The following is a 14109-nucleotide window of genomic DNA, read 5'->3' as shown; positions in this document are numbered from 1 at the left end:
AGACCATGCGCGGGAGCAAGGTGTCAACTCGGTTGACAGACCTGTGTTTAGTGGGTCACAATTGACCCATGCCAGCCGAAACACTCGAACGCCTAGCCGCACAAGCGAAAGCCCTCACACGCGCCACCGCAGCCGCCAACGCCATCGCCGAACACCAAGAACGAATCGTCGAGCTACGCCGCGACCGCGACGCTGCCCTCGTCGACGCGTACGCGCTCGGGGGCATCGGTGTACGTGCGCTCGCCGCCGCCGCCGGCATCAGCGGTCAAGCAGCAGCGAAGATCCTGAACCGCCCGCGATAGCGGGCACCCACGACGGCGATAGCCCGACCCGGCCGCGCATAAAGAAGAGCGCCCCCGCTGGCGCGGACTCGCACGTCATGCGCTCTTCTTGCCTGCGGTCCGCCAACTGTTCGGGATTTCCGAAGAGTTCAGATCGAAGTGGCCGGCCGCTCCCGCCGGACGCAACCAAGGTCGACACCATGCCCCTCCGCGGACACATCCCCACCTGCGGACGCATCTACACCTGCGGACGCATCAACAGAACGCGCAGTGGCACGATCAGCACGCGCAGCGACAACACTCCGTGACACCCTGCGGGACGCACACACACCCACACGGCGCACGACCGAACCGACAAGTGAAAACACCACGCCCGCTGCGCAAACGAAACGCTGAAACGACGATTCAGATGTACAAACGCAGTGCAGGTCAAGAGGTTGGAGAAGCCGAGCCGTCCGCCTCGATCATGGTTTGGGCGTTTTGCAGGGTGCCCGGCAGGCTCGAAGGGCGCGTGCCTGAGGGCGCATTTCGCCCAACCTGTGCACGTCGACCAGCGTTACCCGCCGTGGATCGAAGGGCCGTCGAACTCCGGCGGGAACCCACCGTAGCGGGGCGGTTGGAAGGTGTGACCGCACGCGGGGCACGCATACCCACGCGGAGCGTCGCGCGTGACTACTCCGCACTTCTCGCACCGCGGTTGAGCCATATCGTCGAGCGGGTCCACGCGCCAAGACTACGCCGGGGCCCTGCACATTACCGAGGCTCGATCTCGTCAACCGCGCCAGCCCACACCCAGCATCGATGTGTGCGACCCGCCGCCTCGAACTGGACCCCAACGGCAGCGGGCGTCCAGCGGACAGCGACCGCATCCACCCTGACCGGCGTCGCGCCGAAGCGAACCCAGGCGCGCACACGTCGGTGCGGTTTCGGGTCCACCGTCAGTGGTAGAACGTCCAACTGAAGCTCCGCGGCGGTGAGCGTTTGCAGTTCACCGTCGCTCGCCATGCGGTCGAGGATCCGCGCGTCCATGCGCGCATCGACGCTTGCCGCGTAGCGCCTGTTCGTACCCAAAGCCGAAGATCCTTTCCCCGGCCGAGAGCTACAGGTTAGTCGAGCCCGTCGACTTTGAGCGGCTCAGGATCCAGCAGCAGCGCACGGACGAGCACACCGAGCGAACGCGTCCGGTCGTATAAGCGGACGTGAAACTCTTCGCCGATCTGGGTGAGCACGTACTTCGTTTGCACCCGCACCCGCGCACCGGATTCAAGAAAGTGCAGCTCGCCGTTCGCCTCGTCGAGTGTGAGAGCTTGCCGTTGGCCCTCGACATCTTCGACCACGAGAAGAAGGGATCTGGTGCCATCCGGGCGCATCGGTGCGTACTGGATCTCGCGGGCAGTGTGGGCGCTCGTGATCACGCCTGCCTCCCAGATCCAACGCTTGTCGGTATCCCAGTGCCGGCCTTCGACGATCAGGGTCTCGCCACGATTCAGCGACCACTCGCTCCAACCAGGAAGCCAGCCGTCACCCGAAGCGGGATCACGGTAGCGAACGCCCGCGAGCTCAATCACTTGACCCGTCGTCAGAATGACCGCGGTGAAGTCGCCTTCGCGTGGGGCCACATCGGCGTCACCCAAACGCACAACCCACACGCCATCAGGGACGGCCACGTCAAGTGTGATGCTGTGCCCGCAGTCGGCGGCATGCCTGCGAGCGCGGACCAACTGGCGGAATGCCTTGCGCGAGCCTTTCGGGAAGACTTCGAGCGCCGCGGACTTCGACACACGCCCTTCGTGGACGGAGTGCGAGAGGGCGATAGCCACGTGCCGGCTCATGAGCGACCGCACAGTCCGGGCGGCCAGAATCGGATCTTGCGCGGTTTGGATCGCGCCCAGGAGCTCATTCATCGCCGGACGGAGTTCGTGCCCGACACGTTCAGCGGCAGGAGTCGACTCATCAGGCGCAGTCATGCCTTCTACATGCGCGGCGGCCATCAGCGGTCATCCCGATGGCGGTAGCGCCAATCAATTTCGGCGTCTGTGAGTGGTCGCAGCCGCCACCCCTCCGCAAGCGACCCGTGGGACGCCCAGTCGAACGCGATCGACGCCGCGTCGCCCCGCGCCATCAGCTCGCCCGCGACGACGCCGGTCACGTACTGCGCCGCGAGACCTTGCGACGGGAGCCAGGTCGGCGTGGTCGGTTTGATCGCAGCAACCCGTTCAATGTGCCCGTGGTGCCCCACCTCGACCGTGAAGTGCGCGCCGGCGACACGCAGAATCTGCGCGTACCGAGGGCCACACTCCACCGCACCCCATACCGGACCGATCGCCAGATCGAGAGCGCCCAGCCGGAGGTCAAGATCACCCGCGCTCGGGACGGTCTCGCCCTTGTGCGCGCCGTCCTCCTGCAGGTACCGAACGGGAATGCTCGGCTGCGGCTGGCTCGCCAACCACGCCTCAACCTGCCCACCGATACCGATGTCCATCGCTGGCCGTTCGAGCAGCGCCGTCATCCGAGCGCCTCCGCCACCGTCGTCGGCAGTCCTGGCACACGAGCCACGGTCACCAAGCCATCGGCATCAACCCGTGCGAGAAGCGATCGGCGGAGCCGACGGGTCCCACCGCATCTTGCGCGCACAAGGAGGAGTGTCTCGTCGCCCAGAATTGCTGCGTCGAGCAAGCGTGCGTCGTTGAGTGGTGTGCCCGCATCGGCGAGGTGCGCCGCGACCTTCGGCATCACGGTCGTCATGAACCGTGCGGTCACTGCCATCACTGCGGCCTCCGCTGCCTGCCGGTGAAGGGCCGTGGCGATCTGAAGCTCGACAGCGTGCCCTCGCAACGACGCGGGCAACAGGGCCACGGCAGTCGCGACCGCCGCCTCAGCCGCACGGGCCTCCACCAACGGCGTGTTCGCGGCCGCCCAGTCGCGAGCGCTCATGCCGTCACCGCCGACGCAGTCTCAGCCTGGGCGGCTCGTGCGACCGCAACCGCCGACGCGATCTTGTAACGGGTTGCACCCGTAGCTTTTGACGCATCCCGTTGGCTGAGTCCGCGATGGAGAACTGCGTGTACGGCTTCATCGACCGACATCGTGGCGGGCATCACGGTACGGGCTTGCGCGGGCTTGGGAGTCGTCACCCTCGGCGCAGGGCTTGCGGATGTCGTCATCGTGGGAGCGGGCGCCACAGTCACCGCAGGAGCGCGCTTCGCTGCCTTCCGGCGGGATGGCGGGGCCAGAACCGCCCGAGTCGCTGCGTGCGTGGTGGCCAGCACTGTGAGTGGCATCGCAGCCGCGAGCGTGCACGCCATGACTGTGGCGGGGAGCACCTGGTCGGCTGGCGCGAGCAGCCACGCGTGCAGGGTCTGGCTGGCGGCCGACAGCAACACCAGACCAGCCAGTGTGGCCGATTCCCACGTGGCCGACCGGCCGGTCGAGTGGCGGACGGCTGTGGCCAACGCGGCCACGATCTGGCCGCCATCAACCACGATCGGGACCGCCCATGCCAGGACACCCAGGCCTGCCACTTGGCCGGCCCACAGCAGCCCGGGGATGGCCGCGACGAAGGCTGCCACCGCCACGATCAGCAGCATGATCACGACCGCGAATTGAGCGCGTCGGCCATCCGCCCGCAGGTGCACCGCTGGCCGGTCAACAGCCTCAAAAGTTGTCATCTCGATCTCCTTACTTCTCGTCTTCACATGCGCGGGGTCGGTGCGGAAACGGGTACTTCTGGCACGATCACGCGAGCCACATGCGTGCCGGCGTCGCGGTTCTGGTTGAGCGCGGATGTGAGCACGACCGCCAGCGCGGTCCGCACCGCGCTCGGGTCCAGTCCGGACGTCTTGGCCAGATGTGCCTGCGCGCGATCCACCCACGCTTCGAGGCGCGTCTCCGTTGAAGGCGGGTAGCCGAGTCCTCGCGGCGGCTTCGCGATCAACGTCCGCACCGCCGTCCACGCGTCCCGCATGGCCGTGCGCCGCACGGCCAGTTCCGCGAGGCGCGCCTCACGCTTCACCTCGTACGCAGTCTGCGCAGCCTGCCGACGCTGCAGAGGCGTTGTACCCGATGCATCCGGCGCGGTCGCGAGGTCGGTCAGTGCAGTCCAGAGGCTTTCGAGGTCGGTCGCCCCAATCGCACGAAGCCGTGCCTGAGCGCGGCGCAAGTTGCGGCCGTCCAACCCGATCGTCGCCGGGTCGACGCCGTGCGACTCGATCATCAGAAGCCAGACGTCCGCGGGGAGCAGCGAAGAGCCGTAGCTCACTTCGGGTGCGAGGAAGGCAGCCAGCCAGCTGTGCCGTTCACCCGCGAGAATCTCATCGACCATCGCGGTCACCCGCGGGTCATCGAGCCATGCCTTCGCCGCCTGGCGCTTCGGCAACGCCAGCGCGTACCTCGTCGGCGCACCATCTGCTCGACGAGCCCTCAGCACGTTCGCGTCCGTCAGGAGGTCAAGGTGCCGGCGGGCCGTCTCCGGTGTCACCCCGAGAATCACCGCAGCGGAACCAGCCGACAAAGCGACCTGGCCGCCGACGACACCATCCTGACGAGCCGCAGCAAGAGCGACCAGAGCAAGCGCGGCGGATGCAGGACGCGCGGCGATCAAGCCCTCCGGCGGGGCGAGGAGAACAGCACTCGCTCGGCGAAGCGCAACACCCGGGTCAGTGTTCGTCGCGACGTGTTTGCGTACGCGGCGCACGAGGTCGCTGAACCCCGCGTAGCTCGCGGCGAGAGCTGCGACCTCCGGCCCACCCCGCTCTCGCGCCCAATACCGAATCGACGCAGGCGGGAACCCCGCAGCCAGACCCTTCGTCGTGACCGCCGCGAGGCGGCTCCAAGCGTCACCCTGCGCACGCAGCAAAGCAGGACCCAACGTCGGATCCATCGCACTCAAACCGAGATACTCGGTCATCAATCAGTCCTCTCATTCAATCCCAAAGCCTGCGGAGGGATGGTTGGAAAGGAACACACCCCTTCGTGACACCACCCCTGCGGCAACCCCCGTTCCTGGCGCTCGGTTCGGCAGTCGGGGTCGGTAGCTTGGCGGACCGGGCCAGCTATCGCGCCTGCGCGCGGGCCTAGATTTTCGCTATCCGGACTTTTCGGCCAGCTATTCGGCCATCCGGCGTCACCACCAGCCATCGCCGTCACTGTCACCTTCCCGCCCCCGCCCGAACCAGCCGCCTGCGCCGTTACCTTCAGCACGATCGGTCGCCGCATCAGCGGCGAGGTCTGCGCGCCACGCAGCATCCAGAAGTTCGCGGGCGGCTGTGACCATCGCGTTAGCGAGCTCATCTGCGGTTCGGAACTGATCGGGGTCGATGCGACGCGTCTCGCTGCCGTGCTCCACGACCACGTCGCCGATGCCGGCGAGGTACGCCGTGCATTGCCCCGTCTCGGGGCTCTCGTCGAACCGTCGTTCCGCGGACGCGAAGAGACGCTGCGCGCGGGAGGCGGTCATGAGGTACGCCAGGTGTCGAGGGTGGCCCGGCTGAGAGTCGTCACGGTGGCGGTCCCGGCTGTGCGTCCGTCAGGCAGATCGGCCAGCCAGGGCGTGGCTTCGATCAGGAGGGCACGATCGCCAGGAAGCGATGCGAGTTCGCGCCTGTGAGTGCGCCCAGCGAGTGAGGCGGATGCGGTCAGCGCGGCTGTGGTCGCCCAACGGCGAGGGTTTGCTGTCGCCAGCCAGGTGTTGAGGGCGCCCAGGTCACCGGTGATGCTTAGTGGGCCGAAGGCCGTCTCGACCACGAGCGCGGCCATCAGAGCCACCACCGTTCGATGCGGCGGTCACCCAAGCGTGGATCCGCAGGGACCATCGCACCCTGGGCAAGCGCGACGGCCTCAACGGCATGTACCGCGCAGACATCACCCGCGGGCGTGAGAACTGCGATCGGGGCTGGACACCAAGCGCACGAGGCCGGCGCCGGTTGGAGTGGGAAGGCGGGTGGGGTGTTCGAGCGCGGCGAGGTCATTTCTCGACCTGCGTAGCCTTCGCAGCGAGGCGACGCTCAATCGCGGGGACAAGATCGTAGAAGTGACCGGCAAGCTCGTTCCCTTCCGAGGCGCAGTACGCGACCGCGTCGTTCCAGAGTTCTTCAAGCTCCTCGTCGGTCTCCTGCCCCGTGAGCTCCGCGCCCGGGTCGAGCATGCAGTCCTCGAAAGCGACGAACCGGTCACCTTCCGCGAGCAGCGATCCGATGTCGGCCACGATCGATGCGACCTTCGCCTCCGCGGCATCAGCCCGGTTGAGGTGAACGCTCTCGGTGAGGTTGCTGTTCGCGACCTTCGAGAAGAGGTTGAGCTCGGCCTCCCCGTGCCGGTCGAACGAGAGTCGTACCCCTTCCGCGCCCTCAACCAGGTCACGGGCTTCCTCAAAAACGGCTTCGATAGCCCCTCGGCGCTCCTGCTCTACCTCTCGCGCCCGGTACGCCTCGTCGGCGCAGGCTTCGTCCTCACGGCTCGCGGACCGCTCGGTGTCGAGCATCTCGTCTTCAATGCGCATGTCGTGCTCCTTGCAATTGCGGGGGTGACCGGCATGTCGCCCTCACTTACCCCTACGGGCGGAGTGCCAGCGACTCGAAGTGTCGGCGCCACCGGGTAGCTTTCCCATCGGAAGGGACACGTGAAACGATGTGCAGGTCAGAGGCAGATGGTGGGCGCAGGTGTGCCGGTGCATGCGGGATGGCGCGGCGGGAGAAGGACCGAGCCCGGTACGCGGCGCGCGTCACTAATGCCGGTCGACCAGTCCGCACGTACAAGAAGAAGCCACCGCCTGCGGCACCACCTGGGCCACTCCCTGGGGTCCACATTGACGGCGGCTGGGTCGTCGGCCTCGCAGCTGATGTCACGTCCGCGCTGACACTCGCAGCGATCGAAGCCGACGAGTTCTACTGGGACGAGCGGGGACGGGTCTCACCAGCCCTGATGGAACCGCGGCTACGCGCCGAGTGGATGCGTCTACGGGAAGCCGAGCGCCGGGTTGTCCCCATCCCGCCCGGAATCATCGGCGCGAACGGCGTCGCAGCTCGCGGGGCACGAGCAAAGCTCGGCCCAGAACGGTGGGAGATTCTCCGCAACGTGGTTGCGCGCGCGTATAGGCGATCGCCACAACGCTAACCAATGCCCGCCACGGCTCCCCCGAAGGAGTCAGCGGGACGGCTGGTGCCAGATGGAAAGCTTTTTATCATCTGGCACCAGCTATTTTCTTGCCAACGGATGGACTCGGATGGACTTTTCCATCCGGATCCCCACAGAATCCATCCGGACGACATCCCAGTGCTTGCAAGGGATCGCGGGCCATTTGCGCCATCCTCGGATGGAAAAATGGACGGATGGACTCTGAAACAGGCACCCCCTATAGGGAGGGAGGGTCAATTAGTGGGATTAAGGATCTAAGGGCCACGAAGCCTTAAAGTGCCTAATCGCTTAGCGGCCTACTACTACTACAACTACAACTTCTTAAATACATCTATCCATTCATCCATCCAGGGAAGCGCCTCAGGGCCTCCGATCCCTTGCAAACACTGGGATGTCGTCCGGATGGATTTTGCTCAGGTTCGGATGGAAACTGCCCGTTCTCGGATGGATTCTGAGTCGCTGGCACTCCGCCCGTAGGGGTAAGTGAGGATGCACACCGGCATCCTCCCGTCCCACGGAGGCCTATATGACCGTCCCCACCCACCACCTCGCGAGCACCAAGGTCGGCGCGAAACTAGCGGCGATCACCGCTGAAGACTTCGCCGGTCGCACCATCCTCAACTATCTGATCGACCGCGGCGTCTCAGATGAAGTCGCCGCCGCCCGCGGCTACGGCATCACGGACGGCACAGTCGATCTCCCGGAGGTGGGGCTCCCGGCGGGCGCGCGAAAGTGGTTCGACGAGGGAATGGCGTACGCGCTCACGATCCCGCTGATCAGCCCGGCCGGGGAGACTGCGACAGTTCAGATGCGCTACGACGGCGAGGGGCTCCCCCGCCCGGATGGGTCCCACGCGAAGTTCGCGACCCCTCCGAAGGTTCCGCGTCGAAACAAGCGCGCAGGAATCCCTGCGGACATTCACCCGCTTGCGCGCCCCTACCTTGACGACAAGACAGTGCCGGTGATGATCACGGAGGGGGTCGTGAAGGCTGACGCCGTCCTCTCAGCGGCCCGTGCGGAGGGCACCCCGCTGGTGACAATGGCGATCACCGGTGTGACGATGCTCGCGGATTCTTCCCGGAACGGTGGACGCACTGTCCTGCACCCGGAGAGCTGGGGGGAGCTTGCTCATAGCTTCGAGGGACGCACCGTGATCCTTGCGTGGGATGCGGATGCGAGGTCGAAGAAGCCGGTGACTCGTGCGCTTCAGACTGCTGCGCACGCATTGAGCAATGCTGGGGCGGACGTTCGTGTCTGGATCGCGCCGGTGGAGGCGGGCGCCAAGGCAGGCATCGATGACTGGCTGGTCGGCGAGAAGGCACGCAAGGCCCGGCAGCCGATCGCGAAAGGCCTGATCGGGAAGGCGGCACCTTGGGCAAAGGTTGAGGCTGAGCTCTCGAAAGCGCGGCTCGTTTGGACAGCTCGGACACCCCGCCCGATTGAGAAGATCGACCTTGCCGCACTTCTCGACGCGCCCCGCTTCGATGACGCTTTGGATGAGGCCGGCCTGTGGATCATGGCCGCACCCGCTCTTCCCGATGATGGCTACTTCGACGGTGAGGCCCGGCAGATTGTCGGTTGGACGACCGAGGATCGCGGGGAGTCTCCCGAATCCACGATCGATGCCGTCGTCGCCATTGACGAGAAGGGCGGGCAGTCGTTGCTCGCCCGGACTGACGCTGGTAGAGGGGCTCTCGGCGGTGCCCATGCATGGGGTGTCGTGGAGTGCATCACCCATCTGATCCTCGATGGGGATGCGCAACGTGCTGAGGCGATCGTGGCCAAGGTTGAGCGGGCGGGAACGATCACCACAGACGCTCTGCTTGCTGCGCTTGACCGGGCGGACTCTGAGCCGCAGACGGTCGCGGACGCGCTCGTAGCGTTGCGCAACGGCGAGGACAACGACCTGCCGTTCGAGTCGCAAGATGGCACTCGCTTCGTGGCGAAGTTCTCGACAGATCCGCGCGAACACGGGTGGTGGGAGGCGGTCGAGCGCCCTGTCCCCGGTGGCTTCGGAACAGCTCCGGTGCTGGTGCGCAGAACGGCGTGGCTTGCCGGAGTGGTCGAATCTACAACGACTCGTATTGTCAACGTCGGCGGTGGAACAGAAGGCGCTGACAAAGACCGGCACGTCGTCCGCGTCATCCTTCCGGGTGGCCGCACCGTCTCGACCGGGCAGATGGATCCCCGGAATGCGGGCAACCCCGTCGAGGTGGTCAATGCGGTGATGTCGACCGCTGCGATTGAAGGTCCGGCGTCCCCGGCGGAGGCGACTCCGATGCGGAAGATGCTGTCTCTCTTCGGACGCGAGGAGCGCAAGAACAAGGTCATCGTCTCCCGCTGCGGGTGGGTGCGGTTTGGTGGTGAGTGGGCTTATGTGACACCCACTGGGGCGATCCGGGCTTCGGGGTGGGACCCTGCGATCAGCGCGGCACCGGCTGCTGATCCGACCGCGCTGGTCGGCATGTCGCCCTATGTTCGCGCGCTGGGCTTTGCCGGAGTCGCGGGCAAAGGGTGCACTGCGGACCTCGCGGATTGGGCTTCGGATTTTGCCGCGCTCGCCCCAGCCCGACCGATGGTTACGCGAATCCTGCTTGCGGCGTTCTTCGGTTCGTTCCTGCCGTCGACGGTTCGCCCGGCGATCTCGCTCGCAGGGAAGGAGGGTTCTGGGAAGACGGCACTGTACCGAGCTCTCGCGGCAACCCTCGTGACCGAGGAGTTCGCTGCAGGGCGGGAGCCGCTCGCCGCGGTTAAGGTAGACGCTGATTCTGAGTCCGCGTCGACGATCGCGGCCGGGTTCCTCGGGGAGGCTCCGGTGTTCTCGGATGACTTTCGCCGGGACCAGAATGCACCGGAGCGCACGCGCGCCATGGCCCGGCTGGTCGACAGCCTCATTACGGCCAGTGCTGATCAGGCTGGCGGAGCCCGATTCGAAAGCGCCGGCCGTGCCCGCCGTACCGACGTCCTCGGGGTGCTTTTCTTGAGTGGCGAGATTATGGAGATGAACCGTTCGCGGGCGGATCGCACGATCGCGCTTCGTCTGCATCAGGGCGATCTGGATCAGCGTGCGCTCGATGCTTACCGGTCGAAGTGGCTCGCGACTGGGCGTGCGCGCGGAGCGATCTATGAGTGGTTGCTTGCGGCCGTCATCGCCCGCAACTCGGAGCCGTCAGCCTTCACCGGGTTCGCCGTTGCGGTGTCAGCGCAGCTTGCTGACGAGACGGACTCCAGCCGGGCGACGCAGACCTCCGCTCGCGGTGTGTTGCAGGGTATCGCCGCTCTGCGAATGTTCGCGAAGGATGCGCCGTGGGGATCACTTGATGGGTCGACGTGGGTGGCGACGGTGGGTGGTGCGGCAAAGGTTGCTGACGATGCGGCAGCGGCAGCGATTGTCGCCGAGATTCGCGATTTGGCTGGCGCGGCGAAGAGCGTTTCTGACCCAGGTCGTGACCTTGTCGACGAGCTGCGGGACGGACTTGCGGCGGGTCGTTACTACCTGCGGGCCGCTGACGGCTCAGACATCGCCGACTTCATCGCGACTGAGTGCGGATGGCGGTGGAGCGGTGCTAAAGATCAGAATGGCGTCCCGATTGCGAGCTTTCACACTCTCCCTGGTGCGGTCGAGGTGGGCCGAATCTCGGATCCCAACGATGCCGGCGTACGCCGCATCTACCTGCAGGCTGGATCGCTCGCAGCGATCCGCAGAGCTGCCGGCGTCGAGTTACGGAAAGGCGCGGAGACAGACGACGCACTCGGACCGTTCCTGCTCCCGGGATCGAAGCCCGGGAATGTCGGCTGGCTGCGAACGGCAGCGGGTGCGAAGACGACTGGCTACGGGTATCAGTTCGACGCCGCAGGTATGGGTGTTGGGGTGAGCTTGCTACCGAAGGCAGTTTCGCCAACCTTCTAGACCATCGCAGAACAGCCCAGATCGTCTTTGATCTGGGCTGTTCTCGTCTTGGGGACACGTAAATACACGAACTCACTACTTCTGCCGCTTCTTCGCCGCAGGGGTGGTGTGTGTGAAGAACTTTTCAGACAGCCAGGCCGCACAGGATCGATTCGAGGGACTCTACGAATCGCTCGCCGGGGAGGTTCAGTCGGCGATTCGCCGGGCACGCCGCACGTTGAACCGGTGGGAGGTCGAGGACCTCGCGCAGGACGCATGGGCCGAGGTGCTTCGTCGCCTGCGCCTTCCAGAGAAGCACGGTTCGGCGATCCCGACCGGCCGTGAGCGTGAACGCGCGGCAGTCTGCCGCGTCGCTTTTCAGGTCGCATGTGAGGCGACGGGGATCGCAGTATCCCGTCGCGCCCTCGGCCTGATCGCGAAGGCGGAGCGGGCGCTCGGCGCTCGGACCGGCGAGTGGGGAGCCTGGGTGCCGCCTGCCTCCGCGGTCATTGAGTGGCTGGAAGCTGCGGGCGAAGATTCGATCTCCGAGGAGACCGTTGTTCTTGCGCGTTTGGCCCGGGTCGACATGGAGCACGCGCTCGGGGTTACTGACCGGCCCGGTGACGTTTTTGAGGAGCTTTGCGAGGAAGGCTCGCTGATCTTTGCACGCGTTGAAGCGGGTGACCCGGTCGATCTGGACTTGCCAGCCCTTCTCGCGTACCTGCTGACGGCTCGAACGACCGGCTCACGTGACCGTGACGTCTTCGCCTTCACTACCTACGACGTTGCCCGCATCCTGGGCGACCTCACCCAGGAGCAGTTGGTGGAGCGGAAGGCCGCGCTCGGCGCTCTCGTCCGTGATCTTCAGGCAGGTCTGGTGGACGCATGAAGACCGCAGCTTCCGGAGTCGCTGGCGCTCCGCCCGTAGGGGTTTGTATGAGAACAGATTTCGTGTGGGGTCCACTCTCGGGGCTGACCCGGAACGGGAACTCGGTCGGTGAGCGCGCGACCGTCGCCTGGGAAGATGCATGGCGGGCTGCGCGGAACCTGCCCGCTGGTACGCCAGTTGCGTGGGAGCCCGCCGTTGACCTTGCCAGGTCGTTGGAGCGTTGGCCTCAGGCAGTCGCGCTCCTCGCGCACACTAGTGAGGGTACGGCGTGGCTTGCTGATGATGAGCGCGGGCGTCTCGCGCTCGCCCGGGTTCTCTGTGGGGTTCTCGCAGGGAACGCTCGCGGGGGTTATCGTGGTCGGCTGCGTCGTCTCGCTGCGTGGCAAGACACGCGCGCTGACCGCCAGTTCGTGCGAGCTGTCATTGACGCCCGAAACGGTCTGCCTAGTGTCGACGTTCGCCGCCCTGACGACCGGCATCACCTTGCCGCTTATCTTGCTGCGGACGCGATGCCCGGGTTTTGGGATCAGGCACCACCTTCGTACTGGGCCGGTCTGAAGCGGATCGGGCCGCTGGTCACGACGCCTGAAATTTCTCGCGCTCTTGCGCTGGCTTGGCAGTCCGCGGCTGTGGAGGTTCGCGATGTCTGTTGACGTTGAGGCCTTCGTCGCCCCCGCGCTTTTCACTCTCCCACAGCTGGCAGCTCGTCTCGGGGTTTCCGCTGATGTCGTGCGCAGTGCGGTCGCGGTCGGGTCGATCCCGACGGTTCGACTGCGCCCCGGGGGCCGTCGATACGTGCCAGCTGCGTTCATCGAGCGGCTGACTGTCGGAGTCGCTGGCACTCCGCCCGTAGGGGTAATTGAGGGCGACCCCGCCCTCCTGTCACAGGAAGGAAGGGCTGTTTGATCTGAGTCAAAAACCCCGCTCGCCGGGCACCCAAGGGTGACGGGCGCGAAAGCTAGCTGCGGCCTCCTGTGGCTGGCGAACGGCGGGCGGGGTCTCACTCAGAACTTGAACTGCCCACTAGGAGCCAACGAATGATCCTCACAACCGTCGCACTAACTTTTGCTCTCGCCGCAGGACCTGTCGCCTGCGCCCCCGGCGAGACGGCACTCGTTGTGACTCGATCAGCCACAGTCTCGGAGACCGCGGCTAGCCCGTTCGGAACGAAGGTCGTTGCGGGCGACACCCTCTGCGCGGTCGGTCCGGCGGCTGGCCCGGACGGTGCTTTCAACTGGCCTGTGCCTGGCGGGTTCATCCGCGCATCTGATGTCGCAGCTCTACCTGCGGGGTGGGATGCTGCGGTTGGTTTCACTGAGGGCCGCGTCGCAGTGGCCGGGCTGTTCGGGAGTGTGGCTGTGCGCGCGCTCCCGTCTCCGTACGGAACGGAGCTCGCCTCGCTCGGCAACGGCGACCTGGTCGACGCGAACCCCGCCATCACCGTCACCGACCACGGCGGCGAAACGTGGGTACCTGTCCGCGCCGACGACACCATCGGCTGGGTACTCACGTCTGATCTGACCGCCGACGCGCCGGACCTCCCGACCGCCGAGTCCAACGACACGTCCGCGCCAAACGAAACGGCAATCGCACCCGTACCCGCGGAGACGCCCGCCGAAGGGACCGCACCGCTCGATGTCCCGCGCCCAGTGCTGCTGATCGGCGCCCTGGCGGTCGGGATCATCGTGCTGCTGGTCGGGAACGCGCTTGTGCGTCGTCTCCGTCGCAAGCCTGAACCGGTCGAGCCGACTACTGAAACTGCTGAGCCGGTCGGGTTGCCTCCCGCACCGCTCGACTGAAGCCACCACCACCACCACTACGGAGCAAATGAAATGTCAACACGAATCGAAGTTCGCCAGCCAGGAGGTTCTCCGATGACGGTCACCAGGGGGGCAGCCGCCGCAGTCAGTGGGATGTAT

General features: G+C 66.0%; 13 protein-coding genes. 4 read left to right on the top strand and 9 right to left on the bottom strand.

Annotation, left to right across the window (positions count from 1 at the left end; translation table 11 throughout):
* Nucleotides 1–68: 68 nt before the first annotated feature.
* On the top strand, nt 69–302 hold the full coding sequence (locus LG299_RS12605) for a hypothetical protein (RefSeq protein WP_404430739.1): 234 nt from the start codon (nt 69–71) through the stop codon (nt 300–302).
* A 732-nt stretch (nt 303–1034) separates the two neighbouring features.
* Here LG299_RS12605 and LG299_RS12600 read toward each other — a convergent pair.
* The 9 genes from LG299_RS12600 to LG299_RS12560 all read right to left on the bottom strand — a co-directional run bounded on the left by LG299_RS12600 (nt 1035) and on the right by LG299_RS12560 (nt 6759).
* A complete protein-coding gene (locus tag LG299_RS12600; RefSeq protein WP_404430737.1) occupies nt 1035–1352 on the bottom strand; it encodes a hypothetical protein in 318 nt (105 codons plus the stop codon).
* Nucleotides 1353–1387: 35 nt separating this feature from the next.
* Nucleotides 1388–2248: a hypothetical protein gene (locus tag LG299_RS12595; protein WP_404430735.1), complete on the bottom strand. Its 861-nt coding sequence runs from the start codon at nt 2246–2248 to the stop codon at nt 1388–1390.
* 23 nt (nt 2249–2271) lie between these two features.
* Nucleotides 2272–2790, bottom strand: coding sequence for a hypothetical protein (locus tag LG299_RS12590; protein WP_404430733.1), 519 nt, complete (start codon nt 2788–2790; stop codon nt 2272–2274).
* The gene (locus LG299_RS12585; RefSeq protein ID WP_404430731.1) at nt 2787–3215 is read right to left on the bottom strand and encodes a hypothetical protein; all 429 of its coding nucleotides are present in this window, start codon (nt 3213–3215) and stop codon (nt 2787–2789) included. The genes LG299_RS12590 and LG299_RS12585 overlap by 4 nt, the downstream gene beginning before the upstream one ends.
* Nucleotides 3212–3949, bottom strand: a complete 738-nt coding sequence (locus LG299_RS12580) for a hypothetical protein (RefSeq protein ID WP_404430729.1) — start codon at nt 3947–3949, stop codon at nt 3212–3214. Before LG299_RS12580 ends, LG299_RS12585 begins: the two co-directional genes overlap by 4 nt.
* 23 nt (nt 3950–3972) lie before the next feature.
* A complete protein-coding gene (locus LG299_RS12575) occupies nt 3973–5187 on the bottom strand; it encodes a hypothetical protein (RefSeq protein WP_404430727.1) in 1215 nt (404 codons plus the stop codon).
* Between the two features lie 216 nt (nt 5188–5403).
* Complete coding sequence (locus LG299_RS12570; RefSeq protein ID WP_404430725.1) at nt 5404–5736, bottom strand: hypothetical protein; 333 nt, start codon at nt 5734–5736, stop codon at nt 5404–5406.
* A complete protein-coding gene (locus LG299_RS12565; RefSeq protein WP_404430723.1) occupies nt 5733–6035 on the bottom strand; it encodes a hypothetical protein in 303 nt (100 codons plus the stop codon). The genes LG299_RS12570 and LG299_RS12565 overlap by 4 nt, the downstream gene beginning before the upstream one ends.
* A gap of 208 nt (nt 6036–6243) precedes the next feature.
* Entirely contained in the window at nt 6244–6759 is a 516-nt protein-coding gene (locus LG299_RS12560) for a hypothetical protein (protein ID WP_404430721.1), read from the bottom strand.
* A 1179-nt stretch (nt 6760–7938) separates the two neighbouring features.
* On the opposite strand from LG299_RS12560, the gene LG299_RS12555 reads away from it, so the two are divergent.
* From LG299_RS12555 to LG299_RS12545, 3 genes are all read left to right on the top strand, one after another.
* Nucleotides 7939–11322 (top strand): DUF3854 domain-containing protein, encoded by a 3384-nt coding sequence (locus LG299_RS12555; protein WP_404430719.1) that lies wholly within the window; start codon nt 7939–7941, stop codon nt 11320–11322.
* A gap of 112 nt (nt 11323–11434) precedes the next feature.
* Complete coding sequence (locus LG299_RS12550; protein ID WP_404430717.1) at nt 11435–12190, top strand: hypothetical protein; 756 nt, start codon at nt 11435–11437, stop codon at nt 12188–12190.
* A 1037-nt stretch (nt 12191–13227) separates the two neighbouring features.
* The gene (locus LG299_RS12545; protein ID WP_404430715.1) at nt 13228–13989 is read left to right on the top strand and encodes an SH3 domain-containing protein; all 762 of its coding nucleotides are present in this window, start codon (nt 13228–13230) and stop codon (nt 13987–13989) included.
* Nucleotides 13990–14109 lie beyond the last annotated feature (120 nt).

This window comes from Microbacterium lacus (assembly GCF_044794305.1).
Classification (GTDB): domain Bacteria; phylum Actinomycetota; class Actinomycetes; order Actinomycetales; family Microbacteriaceae; genus Microbacterium; species Microbacterium lacus_B.
This window is presented reverse-complemented; position numbering and strand designations above follow the sequence as displayed.

What these genes read in the sequence shown, in the direction of transcription:
- LG299_RS12560 (WP_404430721.1), bottom strand. Translation starts at nt 6,759, where the DNA reads ATGCTCGACACCGAGCGGTCCGCGAGCCGTGAGGACGAAGCCTGCGCC.
- LG299_RS12595 (WP_404430735.1), bottom strand. Translation starts at nt 2,248, where the DNA reads ATGACTGCGCCTGATGAGTCGACTCCTGCCGCTGAACGTGTCGGGCAC.
- LG299_RS12565 (WP_404430723.1), bottom strand. Translation starts at nt 6,035, where the DNA reads ATGGCCGCGCTCGTGGTCGAGACGGCCTTCGGCCCACTAAGCATCACC.
- LG299_RS12585 (WP_404430731.1), bottom strand. Translation starts at nt 3,215, where the DNA reads ATGAGCGCTCGCGACTGGGCGGCCGCGAACACGCCGTTGGTGGAGGCC.
- LG299_RS12555 (WP_404430719.1), top strand. Translation starts at nt 7,939, where the DNA reads ATGACCGTCCCCACCCACCACCTCGCGAGCACCAAGGTCGGCGCGAAA.
- LG299_RS12570 (WP_404430725.1), bottom strand. Translation starts at nt 5,736, where the DNA reads ATGACCGCCTCCCGCGCGCAGCGTCTCTTCGCGTCCGCGGAACGACGG.
- LG299_RS12590 (WP_404430733.1), bottom strand. Translation starts at nt 2,790, where the DNA reads ATGACGGCGCTGCTCGAACGGCCAGCGATGGACATCGGTATCGGTGGG.
- LG299_RS12580 (WP_404430729.1), bottom strand. Translation starts at nt 3,949, where the DNA reads ATGACAACTTTTGAGGCTGTTGACCGGCCAGCGGTGCACCTGCGGGCG.
- LG299_RS12545 (WP_404430715.1), top strand. Translation starts at nt 13,228, where the DNA reads ATGATCCTCACAACCGTCGCACTAACTTTTGCTCTCGCCGCAGGACCT.
- LG299_RS12575 (WP_404430727.1), bottom strand. Translation starts at nt 5,187, where the DNA reads ATGACCGAGTATCTCGGTTTGAGTGCGATGGATCCGACGTTGGGTCCT.
- LG299_RS12605 (WP_404430739.1), top strand. Translation starts at nt 69, where the DNA reads ATGCCAGCCGAAACACTCGAACGCCTAGCCGCACAAGCGAAAGCCCTC.